This is a genomic window from Candidatus Terasakiella magnetica (genome assembly GCF_900093605.1).
In the GTDB taxonomy this organism is placed as follows: Bacteria; Pseudomonadota; Alphaproteobacteria; order Rhodospirillales; family Terasakiellaceae; genus Terasakiella; species Terasakiella magnetica.
This window is the reverse complement of sequence record NZ_FLYE01000046.1, coordinates 1-23,043: the sequence shown is the minus strand read 5'-3', so window position 1 is coordinate 23,043 and position 23,043 is coordinate 1. Positions and strand designations below refer to the sequence as shown.

Annotated in this window: 16 protein-coding genes; 6 read left to right on the top strand and 10 right to left on the bottom strand. The window is 47.2% G+C overall.

Features of this window, described 5'->3' with window-relative positions:
• Window positions 1–18 precede the first annotated feature (18 nt).
• From MTBPR1_RS14575 to MTBPR1_RS14565, 3 genes are read left to right on the top strand one after another with little or no spacing between them, the layout of a single operon-like run.
• A complete protein-coding gene (locus MTBPR1_RS14575; protein WP_069189763.1) occupies window positions 19–246 on the top strand; it encodes a hypothetical protein in 228 nt (75 codons plus the stop codon).
• Between the two features lie 13 nt (window positions 247–259).
• The gene (gene rlmJ / locus MTBPR1_RS14570) at window positions 260–1,027 is read left to right on the top strand and encodes a 23S rRNA (adenine(2030)-N(6))-methyltransferase RlmJ (protein WP_069189762.1); all 768 of its coding nucleotides are present in this window, start codon (window positions 260–262) and stop codon (window positions 1,025–1,027) included.
• Window positions 1,028–1,029: 2 nt separating this feature from the next.
• The gene (locus MTBPR1_RS14565; protein WP_069189761.1) at window positions 1,030–1,383 is read left to right on the top strand and encodes an MmcQ/YjbR family DNA-binding protein; all 354 of its coding nucleotides are present in this window, start codon (window positions 1,030–1,032) and stop codon (window positions 1,381–1,383) included.
• Here MTBPR1_RS14565 and MTBPR1_RS14560 read toward each other — a convergent pair.
• The 5 genes from MTBPR1_RS14560 to uvrB all read right to left on the bottom strand — a co-directional run bounded on the left by MTBPR1_RS14560 (window position 1,372) and on the right by uvrB (window position 6,663).
• Window positions 1,372–2,088: a glycerophosphodiester phosphodiesterase family protein gene (locus MTBPR1_RS14560; protein WP_069189760.1), complete on the bottom strand. Its 717-nt coding sequence runs from the start codon at window positions 2,086–2,088 to the stop codon at window positions 1,372–1,374. The two genes, MTBPR1_RS14565 and MTBPR1_RS14560, sit on opposite strands and share 12 nt — an antisense overlap.
• Before the next feature lie 6 nt (window positions 2,089–2,094).
• Window positions 2,095–3,162 carry a PLP-dependent cysteine synthase family protein gene (locus MTBPR1_RS14555; RefSeq protein WP_069189759.1) on the bottom strand — a complete coding sequence of 356 codons (1,068 nt, stop codon included), beginning with the start codon at window positions 3,160–3,162 and terminating at the stop codon, window positions 2,095–2,097.
• Between the two features lie 10 nt (window positions 3,163–3,172).
• Window positions 3,173–3,790 (bottom strand): LysE family translocator, encoded by a 618-nt coding sequence (locus MTBPR1_RS14550; RefSeq protein WP_069189758.1) that lies wholly within the window; start codon window positions 3,788–3,790, stop codon window positions 3,173–3,175.
• Between the two features lie 336 nt (window positions 3,791–4,126).
• The gene (gene arfB, locus MTBPR1_RS14545) at window positions 4,127–4,546 is read right to left on the bottom strand and encodes an alternative ribosome rescue aminoacyl-tRNA hydrolase ArfB (RefSeq protein WP_069189757.1); all 420 of its coding nucleotides are present in this window, start codon (window positions 4,544–4,546) and stop codon (window positions 4,127–4,129) included.
• Window positions 4,543–6,663 (bottom strand): excinuclease ABC subunit UvrB, encoded by a 2,121-nt coding sequence (gene uvrB / locus MTBPR1_RS14540; protein WP_069189756.1) that lies wholly within the window; start codon window positions 6,661–6,663, stop codon window positions 4,543–4,545. Before uvrB ends, arfB begins: the two co-directional genes overlap by 4 nt.
• Before the next feature lie 128 nt (window positions 6,664–6,791).
• Between uvrB and ppk2 the strand changes: the two genes are divergently transcribed.
• The gene (ppk2, locus tag MTBPR1_RS14535) at window positions 6,792–7,802 is read left to right on the top strand and encodes a polyphosphate kinase 2 (protein WP_126465282.1); all 1,011 of its coding nucleotides are present in this window, start codon (window positions 6,792–6,794) and stop codon (window positions 7,800–7,802) included.
• A gap of 69 nt (window positions 7,803–7,871) precedes the next feature.
• On the opposite strand, the gene MTBPR1_RS14530 is transcribed toward ppk2, so the two are convergent.
• Window positions 7,872–8,627, bottom strand: a complete 756-nt coding sequence (locus tag MTBPR1_RS14530; protein ID WP_069189755.1) for a substrate-binding periplasmic protein — start codon at window positions 8,625–8,627, stop codon at window positions 7,872–7,874.
• A gap of 197 nt (window positions 8,628–8,824) precedes the next feature.
• Between MTBPR1_RS14530 and MTBPR1_RS14525 the strand changes: the two genes are divergently transcribed.
• Both MTBPR1_RS14525 and MTBPR1_RS14520 read left to right on the top strand, forming a co-directional pair.
• Complete coding sequence (locus MTBPR1_RS14525; protein ID WP_069189754.1) at window positions 8,825–10,027, top strand: pyridoxal phosphate-dependent aminotransferase; 1,203 nt, start codon at window positions 8,825–8,827, stop codon at window positions 10,025–10,027.
• Between the two features lie 135 nt (window positions 10,028–10,162).
• Window positions 10,163–11,926: a putative bifunctional diguanylate cyclase/phosphodiesterase gene (locus MTBPR1_RS14520; RefSeq protein WP_069189753.1), complete on the top strand. Its 1,764-nt coding sequence runs from the start codon at window positions 10,163–10,165 to the stop codon at window positions 11,924–11,926.
• Window positions 11,927–12,035: 109 nt separating this feature from the next.
• Here MTBPR1_RS14520 and MTBPR1_RS14515 read toward each other — a convergent pair whose 3' ends face one another.
• The 4 genes from MTBPR1_RS14515 to MTBPR1_RS14500 form a co-directional block, all read right to left on the bottom strand.
• Complete coding sequence (locus tag MTBPR1_RS14515; RefSeq protein WP_069189752.1) at window positions 12,036–12,893, bottom strand: isocitrate lyase/PEP mutase family protein; 858 nt, start codon at window positions 12,891–12,893, stop codon at window positions 12,036–12,038.
• Window positions 12,894–12,898: 5 nt separating this feature from the next.
• Window positions 12,899–14,302 carry a malonyl-CoA decarboxylase gene (locus tag MTBPR1_RS14510; protein ID WP_069189751.1) on the bottom strand — a complete coding sequence of 468 codons (1,404 nt, stop codon included), beginning with the start codon at window positions 14,300–14,302 and terminating at the stop codon, window positions 12,899–12,901.
• Window positions 14,295–15,188: a serine/threonine protein kinase gene (locus tag MTBPR1_RS14505; protein ID WP_069189750.1), complete on the bottom strand. Its 894-nt coding sequence runs from the start codon at window positions 15,186–15,188 to the stop codon at window positions 14,295–14,297. The genes MTBPR1_RS14510 and MTBPR1_RS14505 overlap by 8 nt, the downstream gene beginning before the upstream one ends.
• A gap of 90 nt (window positions 15,189–15,278) precedes the next feature.
• A partial coding sequence (locus MTBPR1_RS14500; RefSeq protein ID WP_126465280.1) for a cadherin-like domain-containing protein occupies window positions 15,279–23,043 on the bottom strand: 7,765 nt, incomplete at its 5' end.

Sequence of the window (23,043 nt, the reverse complement as noted above, 5' to 3'; positions counted from 1 at the left end):
AGAATAAGGGAGGTTCATATGTCTAAGACTATCGACTATAAAGAGTTCGTTGATTACCGTGCCAAGCTCAACCAAGCTGTTGAGGATATTGCAAAAGATAAAAAGTCAGCCGCGAGCAATCGCATTCGTGCGGTAAAAAAGCATCTTGATGATTGGGAAGGCTTGCGTGCAGAGTTAAACTGTGAAAGTTTAGGCCGCCTTAATCACCTCCAGAAAATGGTTCGAGAAATCGAAGCCGAGAAATAGGTCTTCCTCTTTTATGCTCAGTTACCAACACGGCTATCATGCCGGAAATTTCGCCGATGTGCACAAACACACGGCCCTTTGCCTTGTCCTTGAACATTACGGCGCCCAATCCAAACTGGTCACCTATGTGGATAGCCATTCAGGACGCGGCCTTTATGATCTTAGTAACGAGCAGGCTGAAAAAACAGGGGAATGGAAAAGCGGCTTTGGTGCTTTAAAAGATAAAGAGATCAAAAGCCCGGCCCTGTCAAAATATCTAGAGACCATCAATTCCTTTGAAGGCAATATCTATCCCGGCTCCCCCGCCCTCATGCAGAAAATGATGGCACCAAACCATCACGGGGTCTTTTTTGAATTCCACCCCCAAGAACATGAAGAGCTTAAAAATAGTCTGGGCGAAGATAAACGCCTGCGCATTGTCTATCAAGATGCGCTTGAAGGGTTGGTGAATTATCTGCCTGCGCGAAAAGCAGCCGGCCTTGTGCTGATTGATCCGTCTTTTGAGCTTAAAGAAGAATATACCACCATCGCAAAACTTGCCATCTCCACCCATAAACGCTGGCCCAGCGCAACCTTGCTGGTTTGGTACCCGCTTTTACCAGAAAACCGTCATGAAGAATTAAAAGCCAGACTCAAAGGGGCGAGTTTTTATGAACTGATCGGGCCTGAAAAAGAGCGCGGCATGTATGGTACGGGCTTGGCTGTTTATAATGCGCCCGATGGTTTTGATTCAGCCTTTCGTGAGGCTGAGGCCGAGATGCAAAAACTCTTGTTTGGATAGACATGACCCGCGATGAATTTGATACATACTGCGCCCAGCTCACAGCTGCCACCCATGTGGTTCAATGGGGCGGGGCCAGTGTGTGGAAAGTTGGCGGTAAAATTTTTGCCCTTGCGCCAATTGTTGAGGAAGGTTCCTTCCAGAAAATCAGCTTTAAAGTTTCTGATTTCGCCTATGAAATCCTCACCCAACAACAAGGCATTATCCCTGCCCCTTATCTTGCGCGCGCCAAATGGGTGCAGATCAACAGTGACGACACCATGAGTGAGGCAGACCTTAAAAGCCATCTTCGCGATGCCCATGAGATTATTGCAAGCAAACTCACAAAAAAGATGAGGGCACAGTTAGGCCTCTAACATCACACAATCGGGTAAATCACTAAATACCCCATCCACCCCCATGGCCCAAAGGCGTTTGGCTTCAAGGCGATCATTCAGAGTAAAGACATAAACATCACGCCCTGTGGCTTTCACTTCATCAATGGCTTCTTTGCTTAAATGCTTGGCCCAAAGATGAATGGAAGCCGCCTTAAGATCATCAGCGAGCTTGATCCAATCCTTCGGTAAATCATCATAGATAATGCCAAGCGGACAGTCATTTTGCGTTTTTCTGAAACTGGTTAGAGCATTTTGGTCATAGCTGGAGACAAGAATATTTTCAGTACTGCTTAGTTGCGCTGCCACCGCTTGGCCCAGATGTTCACCTTCCCCGCGATGGGTCTTAAGCTCGATATTAAAACCGAGTTTTAAGGCACGACAACAATCTATCCCATCTGAAAGTAACGGGATGCGCTCCCCGACAAAACGCCCATCCCCAAACCAACGCCCAGCATCCAGCTTGAGCGCCTCAATCCAATCAATTTCACGAATAAAACCGCTTTTATCAGTGCAGCGATCCAATGTGTCATCATGAAACAACACCACCGTTTCATCAGCCAGTAAGGTGGCATCAGCCTCAACCCATCTACAGCCCACCCGCTCAGCATCACGAATGCCTGCCAGTGTATTTTCAGGGGCATGTCCAGCGCAGCCGCGATGCCCAATGATGGGGGCCATTAACATTGCAAGTTACCCCTTCCCCCATTGGCCCGTGCGATAGGCCTGCTCAATATGCTCAAGATGAGGCTGAAGGTCAAAACCTTGGGCAACAAGCCAGTCGGAATTATAATAGGTCTCATTATAACGCTCACCGGGATCACAGATCATGGTGACCACACTGCCTTTTTCCCCGCGGGATTTCATCTCACACATCAGCTTTAAGGTGGCGTAAAAGTTTGTTCCGGTAGAAGCCCCGCATTTGCGCCCCATTTCTTTTTCTAAAAAATGTATCGCAGCAAGTGAGGCTGCATCGGGCACATGCTCCATATGGTCCACCACTGTGCGGATAAAGGAAGGTTCCACACGCGGGCGACCAATGCCTTCAATGCGTGAGCCTTTTGGCGAAGTCAGGCTCTCATCCCCTTTATGATAATACTCATAAAAGACCGAGTTATCAGGATCAGCCACACAAAGCTGGGTTGCCCCAAACTGGCGCGAGTAATAACGTTTATAGCGCCCAATTGTCGCAGATGTCCCGCCCGTGCCCGCGCTCACCACCACCCATGTGGGGACCGGGTATTTTTCCGCACTCATCTGGGCGAAAATACTATCGGCAATATTGTTATTAGAGCGCCAATCTGTTGCACGCTCGGCATTGGTGAACTGGTCCATATAATAACCATCGAGCTCCAATGCCAGACGTTTGGCATCGCTATAAATATCGCTGGGGTCCACCAGATGACATTTCCCCCCAAAAAACTCAATCTGATCCAGCTTGGCTTTGGCGGTATTTTTCGGCACCACCGCAATAAAAGGCAGTCCAAGAAAACGGGCGAAATAAGCCTCTGAAATTGCCGTGCTACCTGATGAGGATTCAATGATGGTGGTGCCTTCATTGATCACCCCGTTACAGACCCCATAAAGAAATAGGGAGCGCGCCAAGCGGTGCTTTAAACTGCCAGATGGATGGGTCGATTCATCTTTAAAATAAAGATCAATACCGTCACAGCCCGGCACATGATGATGGATAAGGTGGGTGTCAGCTGATCGGTTATAATCAGCCTCAATCCGGCGCATGGTTTCATTCAGCCATGTCATAAAAACTCTCCTATTCTTCAATCATCATAAAGGCGCCCGCCCCAACTAACAGACCACCAGAAAGCATGTTCATGACCCGCATGGGCTTTTGTGCTTTCATCAGATTGCGGGCCTTAGATGCGCTAAAGGCCCAGCAGAAATTGATGAAACAAAAAGTGGTCGGCACCAAAATCGCCGCCATCACCGCATCCTGAAAGGCAAGCGCTTGCATATCGATAAAACTTGGCAAGAAACCGACATAAAAGACCACCAGTTTCGGATTACCCAACGTGACCAGCAAGCCTGTAACAAAGCCTGCGCCTTTACGGGCCTCTTTTGGGATTTTCACTTCCATATTTTGGGCAAACGCATGACGTAGCGCACCAATGCCGAGATAAATCAGATAGAGCGCCCCGACATATTTAATCACCAGAAAAAGCGTGGAGTAACTCGCCGCCACATAGCCAAGCCCTGATACAGCCGCCAGCAACCAGACCAGATCACCGACAAACACACCAGCCAAAACACCAAAAGTCGATTGAACACCCTTAAATAAAGCCCGCCCCACCAGTGCAGCCACAACAGGACCGGGAACCATCCCCAAAATGGCCGTTGCCACCACAAGGGCGAAAAGCGCTTCCATGTTCATTTTTCATACCTTTTTGCTGATCAGTCTAAGCCAAGTCTATCATGCAGGCGTGATTTCTTGAGGTTTATTTTTTAATAGTCACTTACCTTAGGGTCAGGACCTATTAATTTAATGTGTTTGGTTTATTAAAAATACCACAAGGCAAGGAAATGACTTGCAGGAAGTACTTGTACTTTCAAAAGTCTTTGACGCTGTATTTGTGGCATTTTTAATAAATCCCGGAGGGACAGGATGAATTTGAAGAAAGCTGTCGTTATACTCCCCTTAAAGTACAAGTACTTCTGCGGGGACTATGCCTAACCCTTCTTCAAATTCATCTCTGCCAAACTCAATAAATTAATAGGTCCTGACCCTAGAACGACTTTTCTTTATGTCGCTTGTGCGTTTCTTTCCCTCAAGGCGACGTTTTTTCGACGCCTTCGTCGGCTTTGTTGCCCGCCTTTTCTTTGGGCTGACACAGGCTTGAGCAATCATTTTCACCAAACGCGCAAGCCCGTCTGCCCGGTTCATTTCCTGTGTACGATGAGTGTGAGCGGTTAAAACAATCACGCCGTCTTTACTCATCCGGCTCCCTGCAATCTTTTGCAAACGCATAAAAACAGCATAAGAAAGCACACGACACGCACGCGCATTAAAACGCAACTGAACCGCACTTTCGGTTTTATTGACTTTCTGCCCACCTGAGCCCGGACTGCGGATAAACTTTTCCTCAATCTCGGACTCGTCGATAAAGACGGTGTTGGTGATTTTAATCACGGTCCACGACGCTTCTTTTTCTTCTTTTTAGCGCCCACACCTGCACGCTGGGCAGCACCCTTGGCAACGCCGGCGCGATCAAGGCCGAGCTCGGATGCTTCAAGGCGGCGGATTTCATCGCGAAGGCGTGCGGCTTCTTCAAATTCGAGGTTGGCGGCGGCCTCTTTCATCTTTTTATCCATATCAGCCAAGACTGTTTTTAAGTCTTTGCCCACTAAATGCTCTTCACCCGCAGCGCCCGTATCCACATGCACATAATCACCTTGGGAAACATCATCAAGAACGTTAGAGATGTTGGATTTCACCGTCTTAGGGGTGATGCCATGTTCTTCGTTATAGGCTTGCTGTTTGGCGCGGCGACGGTTGGTTTCGCCAATGGCGTAATCCAGACTTTGCGTCATCTTATCGGCATAAAGGATCACGCGCCCGTTAATGTGACGCGCAGCACGCCCAATGGTCTGCACCAAGGAGCGTTTAGAGCGCAAGAAGCCTTCTTTATCCGCATCCAAAATTGCCACAACCGAACATTCAGGGATATCCAAACCTTCGCGCAACAGGTTGATGCCCACCAGCACATCAAAAGCACCAAGGCGTAAATCGCGGATAATTTCGATGCGCTCTAATGTATCAATATCACTATGCATATAGCGCACCCGCACGCCTTGTTCGTGGAAATATTCAGTGAGGTCTTCGGCCATGCGTTTGGTCAAGGTGGTGACCAACACCCGCTCGCCCTTAGCTGCGGTTTCCTTACATTCATTAAGCAGATCATCAACTTGGGTTTCAACCGGGCGCACAATACAGATGGGGTCAATCAGCCCTGTGGGGCGAATGACCTGTTCAGCAAAGACCCCGCCTGTGCGCTCCATCTCCCAATCCCCGGGGGTGGCAGAAACAAACACGCTTTGGGGGCGCATATGGTCCCATTCTTCAAATTTTAACGGGCGGTTATCCAGACAAGACGGCAAGCGAAAACCATAACTGGATAAATTACTTTTCCGGTTAAAGTCACCGCGATACATCCCGCCAATTTGCGAGACCCCCACATGGCTCTCATCCACAAACAACAAGGCATCATCAGGCAGATATTCAAACAAGGTTGGCGGTGGCTGACCTTCTTCGCGATCTGTTAAATAACGCGAATAGTTTTCAATGCCCGAGCAGAACCCCGTGGTCTCGATCATTTCCAGATCAAAGGTCGTGCGTTCTTGAATGCGTTGAGCTTCCAGTAATTTATTATTTTCCTGAAACCACTGCACGCGGGCTTTCATTTCTGCTTTAATTTTTTTGGACGCCTGCATCAAGGTCGGGCGTGGGGTGACATAGTGGCTGTTGGGATAAACCGTGATCTTTTCTAAGGTGGTGATCTTCTCGCCAGTGAGCGGGTCAAACTCCCAGATATCTTCCAGCTCTTCCCCAAAAAAGCTTAAACGCCATGCGCGGTCTTCAAAGTGAGACGGGAAGATTTCAATCACATCCCCACGCACGCGAAAACTGCCGCGCTGAAAGCTGTTATCATTGCGTTGATATTGCAGCTCCACCAAGCCCTTCATCATATCACGCACGTCATATTCACCACCGGCTTCAATGGAAAGCGTCATTTCTGAATAGGTCTCAACCGCGCCAATACCGTAGATACAGGAAACCGAGGCCACAATGATAGTATCGCGATACTCTAATAAGGACCGTGTGGCAGCATGGCGCATCCGGTCGATTTGCTCGTTAATGGAGCTGTCTTTTTCAATGTAAGTATCGGTCTTTGCCACATAAGCTTCGGGCTGATAATAATCATAAAAGGAAACAAAATATTCCACATGATTATCGGGAAAGAAGCTTTTCATCTCGCTATAAAGCTGGGCCGCCAATGTCTTGTTTGGCGCGAGCACAACAGCCGGGCGTTGCAGCTTTTCAATCACATGGGCAATGGTGAAGGTTTTCCCCGAACCTGTAACCCCCAAAAGAACCTGATCTTTTTCACCTTCCTCAATGCCTTTGACCAAATCGGCAATGGCTTCGGGCTGATCGCCGGCGGGTTCAAAATCGCTGACCAGTTTAAAAGGCTTCCCCCCTTTGGGGACGGGATGCTTAGGCGGTGTAAAGACTGTTTCGTTTTCCATACCCTTTGATATATCAAAATATCACGCCCTTTTTTAGAGCTAATTTGATCTAGATAAAGTTTTACTCATAAAAATCTGCTACATTGCGATAGGAATCGATTTAGACACATGTAGAGGATAAATATATAATGGCAACGACAAAAACATCTACAAAAGCAAAACAGTCATCAGCAGATATCGTTCAGCTTGATGCGGATACAAAAGATGATGCCCTGATGGAACAGGAATTTATTGCAACTGAAGAGCTTGAAAAAATAAGACCTGCAGGGCGCGATGCTGAAAAATTCAAAGGCAAAAAAGATGCGAAAAAACGCATCAAACAAATGGGTACAGGTTTGCTTAATGGCCGCCCAATTGATCAGCTTGATGACCCAGATGCCCCTATTGGTAAATTAAAGACAGCTGACTATCTTGAAATCATTGCACCACTGCATGTTGAACTTTTGAAAATGCAGAACTCCGTAAAAGAAAGTGAACAGAAAATTCTGTCCATTTTTGAAGGTCGCGATGCAGCGGGAAAAGGTGGCACGATCAAACGGTTTATTGAGCACCTCAACCCACGTGGTTGCCAAGTCGTTGCCCTTGAAAAGCCAACAGACCGCGAGCGTAACCAATGGTATTTCCAACGCTATGTGCAACACCTCCCAACGGCAGGTGAAATCGTTCTCTTTGATCGCTCATGGTATAACCGTGGCATGGTTGAACGCGTTATGAAATTTTGCGACCCAGATGAAGTCAAAGAGTTTCTGCGCAGTGTACCGGAATTTGAGCGCATTCTTTATCGCTCTGGCCTAAAGATGTTTAAATTCTATTTCTCCGTTTCAAAAACGGAACAGGCGCGACGTTTTGCCAGTCGTGAAAATGACCCTTTAAAGCAATGGAAGCTTTCTCCTGTGGATAAAGAATCCCAGAATAAATGGGCTGCCTACACAAAAGCCAAAAAGGATGTTTTCTTCTATACAGATACCAAAGAGGCCCCTTGGACAATCGTAAAGTCTGACGATAAAAAACGTGCCCGTATCAATGCCATTCGTTATTTCCTCTCAGAAGTTGACTATGAAGGAAAAAATGATGAGCTCCTTCAATGGGACCCACGCATTATTCGTACAACCGAACAAGAATTAGATGTAGAGGACTAACCATATCTTTTCTTGATAAAGAGGGGCGATAAATTACCTATTATTTCGCTCCTCATTTCAAGGCAGCTTTTAATGACTGTTGCCTGTGTCAAAATCATAATATTTGGCATAAAGCTCGTCGGCAAAACCCGATAGATATAAGGCATTCAAGGCTGCATTGATCTTTTCAGATTTGACAGGGTCAAACTCTTTACCCGCCACAAGCCATGCCTGAATAGCTGTTACGGGTTTGCCAAAATAGATTTCGAGCTCTTTCAAATCATTTTGATCTTGGTAGGATTTAAGACGGTAGCGGCTTTCATTAAGCTCGCCATACCATGCACCTGTTCGACCCGTGAGAAACAATTTTCCTAACTGTTCATCATCATTGAAGTGAGCAAGATTTTTAAAGCCTTTTTTAACCAGTATGGTCTCAAAGAATGTGTCTTTCCAGACACCAATACTGCTTAAGCTTTTTGCCGTTTCAAAATCATCAATGGGCTGAAACAGGGAAACAAAACCGATCTCAGCCTCAAAAATTGGCCTGATCCATCGATAGCTTTTTTCTCTTTGCTCCGTGCGCCCAAGGGGTAACATCAAGGCTTTTGGGTCACGCGAAGCCGTTTTCAACAACCTTGACCAAGGCAAAAACCTGGTTTCATAGGATAAACCTGCCGCATTGAGGGCTGTTTCCAGCAGTTCACGCCCCATGCCTTTTTGCTGGTCACCTTCCATGCTCATACCGGCGATATCAGAATAGAAAACCCGCACATCAACATCTTCAGCCTGCACTGTGAATGTACAAAACCAAAGAGAGATAAAAAGAGTCGTAAAACTTTTGAGCATATCACGATATTACATTTTTTTTGGAATCATAACAATCTATCTATGCGCATAAGAAAATGTCATAAAACCGCCATTAAAACTTGCGTCAAAAGGCGCGCAAGCGTAGGGTCGGATACAAACGGGTCGATGGTTCTATAATCACACCTGATCGATCTTTTTTCGTTAATCATACCTATTTGAAAAGGTCTCGTGATATCATGTCTTTTCTTGCCGACAAACTGTCTCGCATCAAACCTTCCCCAACCATTGCTGTTTCCACAAAAGCTGCTGAATTAAAAGCTGCTGGTCGTGATGTTATCGGCCTTGGTGCGGGTGAGCCTGACTTTGCCACACCGCAAAACATCATCGACGCTGCTGTTCAAGCAATGAACGATGGCAAAACCCGCTACACGGCTGTAGCTGGTACGCCTGAGCTGCGCCAAGCAATCTGTGACAAGCTAAAACGTGATAACGACCTTGAATATACACCTGACCAAATTTCAGTTGGTTGTGGTGGTAAGCAGACCATCTATAACGCTTTGATGGCAACGCTTAATGAGGGTGATGAAGTTATCATCCCCGCACCATATTGGGTGTCCTACCCTGACATTACCCTACTGGCGGGTGGCGAGCCTGTCTTTATTGATTGTACGGCTGACAATAACTTCAAACTGCAAGCCGCTGACCTTGAAGCCGCGATTACACCAAAGACAAAATGGGTGATCTTGAACTCACCATCTAACCCAACTGGTGCCGCTTATTCGCGCGATGAGATGAAAGCCCTGACAGACGTGCTAGTGAAACACGACCATGTGCGTGTGATGACAGATGATATGTACGAACTCATCGTTTATGATGATTTTGAGTTTGTAACACCTGCACAAGTTGAGCCAAAACTGTTTGATCGCACACTTACACTGAACGGTGTATCTAAAGCCTATTGCATGACAGGCTGGCGTGTGGGCTATGCGGCGGGTCCTCTTGAAATCATCAAAGCGATGAACAAGATCCAGTCACAAAGCACAACGCACACTTGCTCAATCGCGCAAGCTGCTGCTGTTGAAGCCCTAAACGGCCCGCATGATTTTGTTGCCAAGCATAATGACGTCTTTAAAGGCCGTCGTGACCTTGTGGTTAAAATGCTTAATGAAGCTGAAGGCCTTGAGTGTCAAACACCTGAAGGTGCTTTTTATGTTTATCCATCTTGTGCGGGCCTTATGGGCAAATCCACACCAGATGGCAAAAAGATTGAAACGGACGAAGACTTTGTCACTTACCTTTTGGAAACTGAAGGTGTTGCAGCGGTTCATGGCGAGGCCTTTGGCCTTTCCCCACATTTCCGTGTTTCATATGCAACAAGCAACGAAGCTTTGACAGAAGCCTGCACACGTATCCAACGCGCTTGTGCCGCTTTGAAATAAGTTTTCTATAATATAGCCTTTAAAAACTGCGCAATCGGTATTATCCTTTTGCGCAGTTTTTGACTCTGGTCACTTGCAAATCTATAGTCTAAAATAATTCTAAATTAAAAGAACTAACCGCGCATATAGATATCGATGACACAAGACATTGAAAGTTTAAAAAGAGAGATTGCCTCTCTTAAAGGGAAACTGGTTGCCCAGCGCCGTGAAGTCGCGCGCTATCGTATGTTGTCATCTGTTTTTCAATCTGCCACTCAACCTATTGCGCTTGTAAATGCCAACTATCAGATCATTAGTATCAACCCAGCCTTTAGTGAGCTGACGGGTTATGATGAAAGTGACGTTCAGTTTTTCCCCATTAATGGGATGATTGCCCATCACAAGCGTGGTGAACTTTGGCCTGCGGTGCAGACCAGCCTTGAACAAGAAGGTCACTGGGAGGGCATCCTTTGGAATGAAGGCAAAATGGGTGATGTTTATTGTGCAGATACCCATATCCAAAGTCTGGATAGCGACGATCTGGACATGGCAAATTATGTGTTCTTCTTTCGTGATGTTACTCATGAAAAAGAAACAGAAGAACGCCTTGAGCGTCGCAGTAATTACGACCTGATTACAGACCTGCCCAACTGGAACCTGTTTCTTAATCACTTCATCAGCGCGCTTTACACCTCTGGTCAAAAAGGCTCTGAAACGGCCCTTCTCTTTATCGGGCTAGATGGTTTTAAAGTGATTAACGACACCTTGGGTCACACTATAGGCGATAAGCTCCTGCAAGAAGTTGCCATTCGCTTTAGCAAAACATTTGATGAGAATGTAACCGTTGCGCGCTTCAGTGGTGACCAATTTACAGCTGTTATTCCTGATATTAAAGACAATGAAGAAATCCGTCTGGCGGCACAGGAAATTTTAAATTCTCTGGATCGCCCCTTTGATATTGAAAATGAGGAAATCCATATTTCCTGCTCCATTGGGGTGTGTTCATGGCCCGGTGATGGCGATGATGTGGAAACGCTTTTAAGAAACGCCGACAGTGCCATGAATAAGGCCAAAGAGTCCGGGCGCAACACCTATCATTTCTTCACCCCTGAGCTGGATGCAAAAGCCCAAGCCAAACGCGCCATTGAGCGTGATTTACGCAAAGCGGTGCAGAGCTTTGATGAATTTCATGTGGTCTATCAGCCCATTGTGGATATCAAAACAGGACAGATGAAAAGTGCCGAGGCTTTGGTGCGTTGGCACAGTGCTGAGCGCGGCCTTGTCTCACCAGAACAGTTTATTCCACTGGCTGAAAGAAACCACCTCATTATGCCTATTGGGGAATGGGTTTTAGAAACCGCCTGTCGTGAAATTCAAGATTGGTCACGACAGTCTCAAACCCCGTTTCGCGTCAGCATCAACCTGTCTAGTCGCCAGTTTAGAGAACAGAACTTGCCCGATGTTGTCAAAGGGGTTTTAGACAGAACAGGCTTTGATCCCAACCAGCTTTCTCTTGAGATCACCGAAACCTTGATGATGGAGAACCTTGATGAAGCACTTGTCATGCTTCATGAGCTCAAGAAAATGGGTGTGCGCCTGTCTATTGATGATTTTGGTACAGGCTATTCCAGCTTGAACTATCTCAAACGCTTCCCGCTTGATACGCTAAAAATAGACCGCATGTTCGTGCGTGACGTCACGAGCAATCCTGAAGATGCCGCCATGGTCGCGGCCATCCTCACCATGGCCCAAAGCCTCAACCTTGAAGTGGTTGGTGAAGGTATTGAAACGCTTGAACATAATAATTTCTTGAGAGAAAAAGGCTGCCAGCTTGGTCAGGGTTATTATTACAGCCGCCCTTTGCGCATTGAAGAATTTAACCTCTTTGCTGAAAAAAGAGAGCTGGAAAACACTGGCTAACAGCCAAGTCCGTTTCTGAGTGCCTCTATATACCCCCTCATTAAAGCCCCCCTATTCAGGAGCTAAACAAGCTCTTGGCCTACTCTCTTTTCAATCGATATGAAAAAACCTACTCGATCTTATATTGTTCTTCCGCTGCATAATATTCAGGAAAACCAATGACTTCTTGTAGGTGTGAAAAACTGGCAAGGTTTGACGGGTGCGCCCCTGTTTTTAGCTCCTCAAGCGCTTTTTCCATGGCTTGTAGGGCTGAGAGCATCAGGGTTAAGGGATAGGCGGCAATCTTATAGCCCATGTCTTGCAGCTCTTGTGGGGGTAGTACGGGTGTTTTGCCCTGCTCCACCATATTTGCCATTTTTGCACCCTTAATTTCTGTGCAAAACCGTTGCATTTCTTCAACCGATTGCGGGGCTTCTAAAAACAGGATATCAGCGCCGATTTCTTCAAACGCTTTCATGCGCTTGATGGCTTCATCCATGCCTTCGGTTTCGCGCGCATCACTGCGTGCCATGATCAAAATATCAGCGCCTTCATTGCGCGCATCAACCGCGGCCTGAATGCGCATGCAAGCTTCCTCAAACCCAACTGTTTTCTTACCCCTCGTATGGCCGCAACGTTTTGGTGAAACTTGATCTTCAATCATGATGCCTGCAAAACCAGCCTGAGCATAACCTTGCACCGTGCGTTTCACATTTAACGCATTGCCATAGCCCGTATCCCCATCACCGATGACAGGCAGGCTGGTTGCCTGACAGATGGAACGGCCCTGTTCCACCATTTCCCCATAAGACAACAAGCCCGTATCAGGCAGTGCATTTCGAGCTGCTGAAACTGAAAATCCACTCATAAAGGTCAAGGGGTAGCCTGCGCGTTCCACCAGTTTGGCACTCATGCCATCAAAGCAACACGGCATCATTAAAAAGTCATCACTTTCTAAAAGCTGGCGAAGGGTTTGGGCTGCACTCACACTCGTTATCCTTTTTTCAATGTCTTGATCTGGCTGGAGGTAATGATCTTACCCACCGCACTATAGGCTTCGTGATTTTTCTCAATATCCTTGAGCTTATAAAGATAATTGATCATCAACCCCCCAGCTTGTTTCATGCCTTTTTCAGAGACATCCCCAAGCCAGTTTAAACGTTCCATACGCGCGCCATTGCTTAAATGAAAATGGGCAACAGGGTCAAGCGGGCGTGTACCTTTACGCTTGGCTTCAGTCAAATAACGCGCTGCCAAACGCATCAAGGGGCTTTTGAGCGCATCATGGGCGGCTTCCTCTTCATGCCAATCAGGCTGCTCTAACAAATGCTTCAAGCCACCTTTGGCACCTTTTTGACCACTGGCAGCCTTTAAAGCCTCGCGCTCTTGGTTTTGCAATAAACTACTATCGCCTTCTGCCAAAACCTTATCCAACCATTTGCGAAAGCCGGGCACAGGTGACAAGGTGGCAAAGGTCTTTAAGTTCGGCAAATCTTGGGACAGATTACCCACAACTTTCTTAATCAGAAAATTCCCAAAACTAATACCAGCCAAACCCGCTTGTGCGTTAGAGATCGAATAGAAAATGGCTGTATCCGCATCATGGGGGTCTAACAATGGGGCGTCTTCATCAAGTAAAGCCTGCACATTATCGGCCATGCCATTCACAAGGGCGACCTCAACAAAGATGAGTGGTTCATCCGGCATGCGGGGGTGGAAAAAGGCAAAGAGGCGACGGTCCCTCGCCAATCTGTTTTTTAAATCCGACCAGCTTTGAATGGAATGAACTGCTTCATATTCAATAATTTTTTCCAAAACGCTGGCAGGTGAATCCCATGTGATGCGGCGCAGTTCCAAAAAGCCCACATCAAACCATGAAATGAGAATATCTTTTAAGTCGCGCTCCACCACTTTTAAACTGGCATCTTCGCGCGCCATTGCCATCAATTCAGCGCGTAAATCCACAAGAAATTTCACCCCTTGGGGCAAGGCGTTGAATTGGCGCAACAAGGTCATGCGCGCAGGTTCTAGGTTACGGCGAAGTTCGATTTCGTAGCTACATTTGGCATCTTCATCTTCTGCACTTTGAAAATTGTAAATAGATTGCGCCACCACATCGCGGTCCGTGCCAAAATCATCTGCCAGAATTTTTAAAAACCGTTTGCGCCCTTCTTCATTTAATCCAAGATATCCCTCGCCAAGGGCCGCGGCGCGTTGACGTGCGGAGACTTCCCCACCCTTTGATTGAAGGCACGCCATCATCTGTTCATGGACCTGATCAATCTGATGATCCGGTAAATGTTCTTCCAGCTCAGGTAACTCACTTGTCGTGCCACTGGTGGCAATCTCGCGCCAAGGCAGGCGCCAGCTTTTCAGTTTTTCAAGAAAATCAGCCATTATTTACTCCTTGGCTTGTGCGGACCTGTGCCCGAATGGGGGCGATCTCTTTTAAAAATTCCAATGCATTCATCGGGCGTCTTTTCACTTTTCGCGACATAGAGCGCATGATCAAATCATTTAAACTATCAGGCACCTCAGCCACTTCTTCTTTTGGCCCGCTAAACACACCACCGGGCAACTCACCCACCAACATGCGATAACCTAACACGCCCAAGGCATAGATATCTGCGCGTGCATCCACATCTTTTGCGCTGCGCTTTTGCTCTGGCGCAATGAAGTCTTCTGTTCCAACCCAATAGCCTGCTTGAGACTCTTCACTCTTGGGAAATTTCACCATGCCCGGGTCACATAGCTTTACCAAGCCTGTATGGAGCTTGGTCAGTAAAATATTCGCTGGCTTAATGTCGCGATGAACCAACCCGCGCCCGTGAAAGGCAGCCAAGGCACTGGCCGTTTGAAACAGGATTTCACAAGAACGGGCAACGCTCAGCTTTTGAGCTTCTGGGGCATGTTGCACTTCAGCTGCATAATCTTCTTTATCCCCATCCCTGCCCATTTCAAAAAGCAGGTTTGTCTCAATATAAGGCATCACATAATAAGGCAAACCCTCCCATGAGGATAATTCCCGCACGCCTATAACATGGGGATGGTCAATGCGCGCAAGCAACCTTGCTTCATTGATAAAACGTCTTTGCCAGCTTTCACGACTGTATGGCAATTTATCCATCAACCTCTTTTTGATGATGAATATCTTAAGGGCAACTTTGATATCCAAATCAGGATCATAGCATTCATAAAGATCAGAGCTTCCCGTTGAACGGATAACCCTTTTCACATCAAACTTGCCAATTTTGTCATAAGCTGGTTGGAGTAATTCTTTCATGAACTAAGAAGACCAAAAATAAAGAGGCCGTGCAATGAAAAAAGGGCCGCTGAATTTTCATCAACGACCCTTTTGTTACGTGTGAATGGATTACCATTCGACTTTTTCGACACCTTCGAAGAGAACGGTTGAGCCATCTTCGAATTCGATCTGACCTGTAAGGCCGGATACATCTTGATAATCGCTCATTTGCGCCCCATCCGAAGAAATAACTTCTTCGCCGCCGTCGACGCCTGTGATGGTCATTGTCCAGCCTTCTGTACCATTAAGCTGGATGGTATCGAAGTCCTCACCACCATCAACCCAATCGTTACCACTGGTTCCGGCGTTACCTTGCGAGTTAAAGATAAAGAGGTCTTCACCTGCGCCACCGTTCATCACATCATCGGCAGCATCATCTGGGGCCATGAAGGTATCATTACCGCCACCACCGATCATGGTGTCAGCCCCCTCACCGCCAAGCAGAATGTCGTTTCCGTCACCACCGTTGAGAACATCATCACCAGCTTGGCCTGAAAGAATGGCATCCTCACTACCACTGGCACTTAAGATATCATCACCTGCAGTGCCGATCTCATCTGTGCTTGTACCTGCAACATCCAGATCCATGGCCTCAAGGCTGGTATCCGTACCGTCAACGCTTTGTGCCGTTGCGGTTAGGTCAAACGTATCATGATGCGCGCTGTCATCCGCTGGAACACTCAATGTACCAGAAACACTCAGGTCCTCACCCAATGTGCCACTTGGGATCATCATGGTCGTGCCATCGACACTCACATCATCCCCAGAAGTAACCGAGATTGTCCCGTTATCAGAAACCGTAATTGTTGCATCACCAATGGTTAACTCAGAACCATGTGGCACGGTTGAAAGATCAACACTTAAGCCGCCACCCACAAGGGCTTCGCTATCATCATGCATGGTTAAAGCAAAGGTGACCGGATATTCAACAGAAGTCAGCGTCCCCCCAGCTTCGCTATATTCAATGTTTTTAACTTTGAATTTACCGCTGTCACCTTCAATAACGATCTGATCAAAGGCCTGATTGTTATCACCTGCAATCGCAAGGGTATCATCATCTGAGCCAATATTGCCAGAACCAACAACCACCCCATTGTTATAAAGTGTGTAGTTGCCTTCATCATTATTACCAAGGCTTTTGAACTTGATTGTGGCATCGGAGATATCATTATCAAATGAGACGATTAGCTGTTCATTATCTTGAATAGCTTTATCACCGCCACCATTCTCAATACCGAACCAGCCGCCACCGGAACTTTCCGTGCGCACAACGCTGCTGCTTGTTGTGCCTTCATCAGAGCCCGTGATCGTCACACCATCTAGGCTATCATAGTTGCTTTCTGTCAGGGTGGCTGTCTCACCGGAAAGCACCGTGGTTTGAACCGAACCTGCGCCGATATCAACACCAACACTGACCCCATCAGCCACGCCTTCAACATCAATGGTGGCTGTTGCGGTATCGCTACCACCTTGACCATCACTGACAGTGTAATCAAAGCTGACATCGCCACTGAAGTTTGAGCTTGGCATAAAGTTGATGGAACCATCGGCATTAAGCGTGACAGAGCCATTTTCAACCTCAACCGTTTCACCAACCCCAATATCTGCACCACCAATTTGCGTGATGGTCAGACTATCGCCATTTGCATCACTGTCATTGGCAACAAGATCAAAGGTCTCCCCAACATCCTCAGTTGCCGTGAAGCTATCATCTTGTGCTTCAGGGCCAACATTTGGTTCAACATTCACAGAAGCTGTAACTGTCTCACTATCCCCATTTGAATTTTCAATCGCAGTAGAAGATACTTCAACGCTAAAGCTACCTGCATCGCCTGGCACTGTTACATTCAACCCATCAAGATCATCTGCACTTAATGTCCAGCTCCCATCTTCATTTTGCGTACCTGCTGAAAGAACTGCACCTTCAGGCAAGCCGTCCACAATCAGGCTCAGGCTTTCTGAACCGTCTGTATCATTTAGGTTAGAAGTAATATTTAACGGATAAGTCGTTGTTGTCTCACCACCGTCTGAGGCGACAAAGTCGATTGAATGGATCAGGAAGTCGTCCCCGCTATCAGGGGCGCTAAAGACAACTTGGTCAAAGTCCGCATTGCCATCAGCTGTAAGCGTAATGGCAGGATCGATCCCGTCACTCCCGCCGTCAATCAGGCCAGAGCCGACTTCAACACCATCATTATACATGGTGTAAACTGCATCTTCTCCACCATTGAGCCATGCAACAGATACATCAATGGAAGATACATCCGTATCAAAATCAACGATCAGCTCTTCAGAGACTTCATGGTTATCGCTATAGCCAATTTCCGAGTTTGCCCCAGAAGCACTACCTTCAACACCAAAGCCAAGTGGGCTTGAATTAAAGTCGATATTGTCACTAGAGGCATCAGAAAGTGTACCATCGCTATTGATGGAACGCCCTGTTACGCTAAAGCCATTTTCACTGCTTGTAACATTATCGCTGTTAATGGTCACATCAACTGGGCTGCCACCTGTTGTGGTTGTTTCACCTTCACCAAGGCTAACAGTAAGGTCAGGCACATCTGCATCGGCTTCCACTTCAACTGTGGCAATCGCGGTTTGCGAACCCCCTTGACCATCAGAAACCGTATATTCAAAGGTCTCTGTACCGGAATAATCACCATCTGGTGTGAAAGTAACGCTGCCATTTTCATTCAGAGTTACAACCCCGTCACCAATGTCAACAGAACCACCTGCAACAATATCTTGGCCCGCAACCTGTGTGATGCTGAGCTCATCGCCATCTGCATCAGTGTCATTGCCCATTGGGAAGAAGGTGACAGAATTATCTTCAAGCACCTCAGCACTATCTGCATTAGCAACCGGATCATTATTAATATCCATATCCGGTACAATTGCACTGTCATTGGCAACGGATGTTTCCTGATCGCCATTACTGTCTGTTGTGGTGACAGAAGCTTCAAGGCTAAAGTCATCTGCATCAGCAGGCACACGCAAGCTCAAACCATCCAGATCACCCGAAGAAAGTGTCGCGCTACCATCGGTGATGGTAATTTCAACACCATCCTGGCTCAAAATAGCTCCCTCAGGCAGGCCAGTTAAGCTCACATCAGACAGACTTTCCGAACCATCTTGGTCCACAAGCTGGGCAGACACATCAAGTGGGTAATCATAATATTCAACCTCACCCGTTGCATCTGCATGGGTGAATTCCAGATTGTTAATGGCAAAGTCTGAATCGCCCGCCGCTGTTGAGCCATCGGCATTAATAGTCGTATCAGCTTGTACCACCAGCTTATCAAAGCTCACCCCATCAATGGTGACAGAGGCCGTATCATCGGCATTATTTAAGCCAAGCCCGTCAAATGTGCCAGAGGCCACCAATTGACCATCATCATAAGCTTCCCATGTGCCTTGCTCATAGCTGGCGTTATTACCGTTGCCACCTTCACCGAACTGTTCCACATCAAAGCTGACGTTATTTACATCTTCATCAAACTCAAAGATCAATGTTTCACTGGCATCTTCGCGGCTGTCATACCCCAACAGGTCTTTTGAACCTGTTGTATGACCCGCAACACCAATGCCATCGCCATGACCGTTGACCACTTGTTCAACAGGAGAAGGGTTCCCTTCTGAATCCAGACCGGAAATCGTCACCCCACTGACAGTGCCATTGCTAACATCATCACCTGTGACTGTACCACCGGCAACACCGCCATCACCGCTAACGGCTTCTGGTGAGCCGATATCGATGCTGATCAATGGTGCATCGGCATCGGCCTCAACATCCACAGTTGCTGTTGCAGTGGACGTTCCGCCTTGACCATCCGAAACCGTATAATCAAAGCTTTCTGTACCTGCATAATGCTCATCTGGTGTGAAGGTAACTGTACCATCTTCATTTAATTCAACAGTCCCGTTACCTACATCAACAGTGCCACCAGCAACAATATCCTGACCATCAATTTGTGTAATGCTAAGCGCATCATTTTCAACGTCTGTATCATTACCAAGTGGATTAAAGGTAACTGCGTTATCTTCTAATGTGTCCGCACTATCGGCATTGGCAACCGGGCCATCATTTTCAGCTTCGATTTCCACGGTGACCGTTGCGCTATCGCTCATACCTTCAGGGTCAGTAACCGTGTAGCCAAAGTTCACTTCACCGTTAATATCATCTGCTGGATCATAGCTGACCGTGCCATCTGCATTTAATGTCACGCTGCCGGAACCATCGCTTAAGTTAATGGTTTCACCCGCTGCAATATCTTGTCCATCAATTTGGGTGATGGTCAGATTATCATTATTGGCATCACTGTCATTATCCAACAGATCAATGGTAACAGCCGTATCTTCATCAGTTGTTGCGCTGTCATCTTCAGCCACAGGTGCGATATTGCCATCGGTGATATCAAGGTTCACCGTTGCGCTATCTGTGCCACCCTGACCATCAGAAATGGTGTAGCTAAAGTCCGCTGGCCCTTCATAACCGTTATCGGCTGCAAAGGTAATGGACCCATCCCCATTCAGTGTCACCGTGCCATTATCAACATCAACCGTTTCACCAACCGCAATATCCTGACCATCAATTTCAGTGATGTTCAAGCTATCGCCATCAGCGTCCGTATCGTTGCTGACCAGGTCCATAGTAATGCTCTGACCTTCTGTCACAGAAGCCTGATCATCAATTGCATCTGGATCAAAGTTTGGACCAACTGTTAAGGACGTACTTGCGCTTGACCCGTTTGGTTCAGTTGCCGTTGCTGTAACATCAATATTGAAGTCTTCAGCCTCACCGCTAACCGTCATGGTCAAATCTTCAAGGTTATCAAGGTCTTCGCCCTCAATCACCAGCTTGCCATCAACAATCTCACCCATATTAAAGGTCGCACCTTCTGGGAAGCTATCAATGGTGATACTCAATGTTTCAGAAAGATCATCATCCGTGATGGCTGCTGAAATATTCACATCATAAGTGGTTTCTGTATTGGTATAGTCCCAATCCACATTGAAGGACGCATCATTGAAATCAAAGTCATTGCCACCATACTGGCTTTCCTGATCTTCCCAATTTTGCTCCCCAGCCACATCGCCATCATCAAAGGCATGGTCTAGACCATCTTCGTTAAACTCTTCATTGGTGAAATAGAGCCCGCCATTGTCATCATGGTTTAATGACGTGCCCGTTGGGTCAAGCACCTGCCAGTTGCCCTCATCATCCTGGGCAAAGCTCACATCCATACCGTTAAGCAAGCCAACATTTTCTCCATCCCCATCAGAGATCAAGAAGAAGCCCACATTATCCTCATTCACACCATCTAGCGTAAATGTGTCCCCAACGCTTTGGTCATGGAGGTCTGCAAAGATAATCTCGCCCGTGCTTGGCTCGCCATTTTCATCCAGCACATAATAGCCATATGTGTTGTGATACCCCGCATCACTGCCTTGGAAGGTAATCGTCACGCTATCACCGCTATGATCACTTTCCACAATGGAAACTGCGAGATCAGGCGTATCAGCAACCCCTTCGGTTGTCAGCGCGATATTTGCCTGTGCAGAACCGCCTTCACCATCACTAACCGTATAGCTCAGGCTTTCCGTCCCACTCCAATCCTCAGTCGGATTAAAGGTGAAGGTGGCGTTTTCACTATCATAAGAAAGCGTTCCATCCCCAAGGTCCATGCCCTCAGATGGGAAGCTCTCAAGGCTCACCCCATTGATTTGGGCAACCGATAAGACATCGCTATCAATATCGCTGTCATTACCCAACAGGTCATTGGCTGTAAAGGTAATGGCATTATCTTCAAGACCGCTAAAGGCATCATCAAGGGCAACCGGACCATCATTAATTTCATCAATGCTCACAGTGGCTGTTGCTGTATCTGTACCACCCTGCCCATCAGAAATAGTGTAGCTAAAGTCCACATCTCCAGCCAGATCATCTGCTGGATCATAGGTCACTGTCCCATCATCATTGAGCGTCACTGTGCCAGAACCATCACTCAATGTAATGGTTTCACCCGCCACAATATCCTGACCATCAATCTTGGTAATGCTTAACGTATCACCATCAAGGTCAGTATCATTACCCAACAGATTAATCACAACAGGCTGATCTTCATCAGTCGTAGAAATATCATCAACCGCAATCGGATCATCATTTTCAGGATTAACCGTCATGGTCACAGTTGCTGTGGCTGTCTCGCCATCGTCATCGGTGACTGTATAAGTGAAGCTTTCTGTACCGTTCCAATCTTCATCTGGTGTGTAGGTCACCGTGCCATCATCATTAATGCTCACAGTCCCATTATCAGGTTGGCTCACGCTCGTGACTTCACCACCATCAACGATCTGATCGTTTGAGAGAACATTCAGCGTTTTAGAACCATCCTCGTTAAGGCTCGCCGCATCATCAACAAGGGTGTTATCCAGATCAGCAACATCAACATTCACCGTCGCTGTCGTGGTCTCGCCATCCTCATCTGTCACCGTATAGGTAAAGCTCGCCGCTGAGCCATCATAGCCCTCAGCAGGTGTGAAGGTAACGGTGGTGCCATCTTCACTTAAGCTCACCGTGCCGTTTTCAGCGCCTTGAACAGAGGTGATCGTGCCGCCATCAATGATGTTGTCATTCTCAAGAAGGTCCGCAACATTTAGCGTCACAGGCTCACCTTGTGTGGTTGAGGCTGTGTCATCAACGGCTGTGTTATCCACATCGGCAAAGTTGATGGTTGTGGTTTGGCTAACCTCATTCTCACCATCAGAGACGGTAAACTCGATGCTTTCCAGGCCTTCCTCATCAGAGATAATCGTCCAGGTGCCATCGCCATTATCATTAATGGTCAGGTTAGACCCGCCCGTAATCGACGTCACATCAAGGTTACTGCTGTCCACATCTGTTGTGTTGGCAAGAAGCTGTTCTTCCGTAACTGTATAAGTCTGATATTCCGTACCCGCGGGCAGCTCAATCTCACCCACAATCGGGTCATCATTTTCAGGATTAACCGTCATGGTCACAGTCGCTGTGGCTGTCTCGCCATCATCATCGGTGACTGTATAAGTGAAGCTTTCTGTACCGTTCCAATCTTCATCTGGTGTATAGGTCACCGTGCCATCCTCATTGATGCTCACGCTGCCATTATCAGGTTGGCTCACGCTCGTGACTTCACCGCCATCAACGATCTGATCGTTTGAGAGAACATTCAGCGTTTTAGAACCATCCTCGTTAAGGCTCGCCGCATCATCAACAAGGGTGTTATCCAGATCAGCAACATCAACATTCACGGTCGCTGTCGTAGTCTCCCCATCCTCATCTGTCACCGTATAGGTAAAGCTCGCCGCTGAGCCATCATAACCCTCAGCAGGTGTGAAGGTAACGGTGGTGCCATCTTCACTTAAGCTCACCGTGCCGTTTTCAGCGCCTTGAACAGAGGTGATCGTGCCGCCATCAATGATGTTGTCATTATCAAGAAGGTCCGCAACATTTAGCGTCACAGACTCACCTTGTGTGGTTGAGGCTGTATCATCAACAGCTGTGTTATCCACATCGGCAAAGTTAATGGTGGCGGATTGCTCAACAGTTTCCGTGCCATCCGTGACCTTAAAGTCGATGCCTTCAAGACCTTCTTCAGAGCTAATGATCGTCCAAGTGCCATCGCCATTATCGGTAATGGCAAGGTTGGTGCCACCGCTAACTTCAGTGACCTCAAGACTATCGCCATCAATGTCTGTGGCATTAGCCAGAAGCTGCTCCTCAGTCAATGTATAGGTGTTATATTCCACACCGTCTGGCAAGGTGATCTCACCTACCACAGGCGTGTCATTTTCTGGG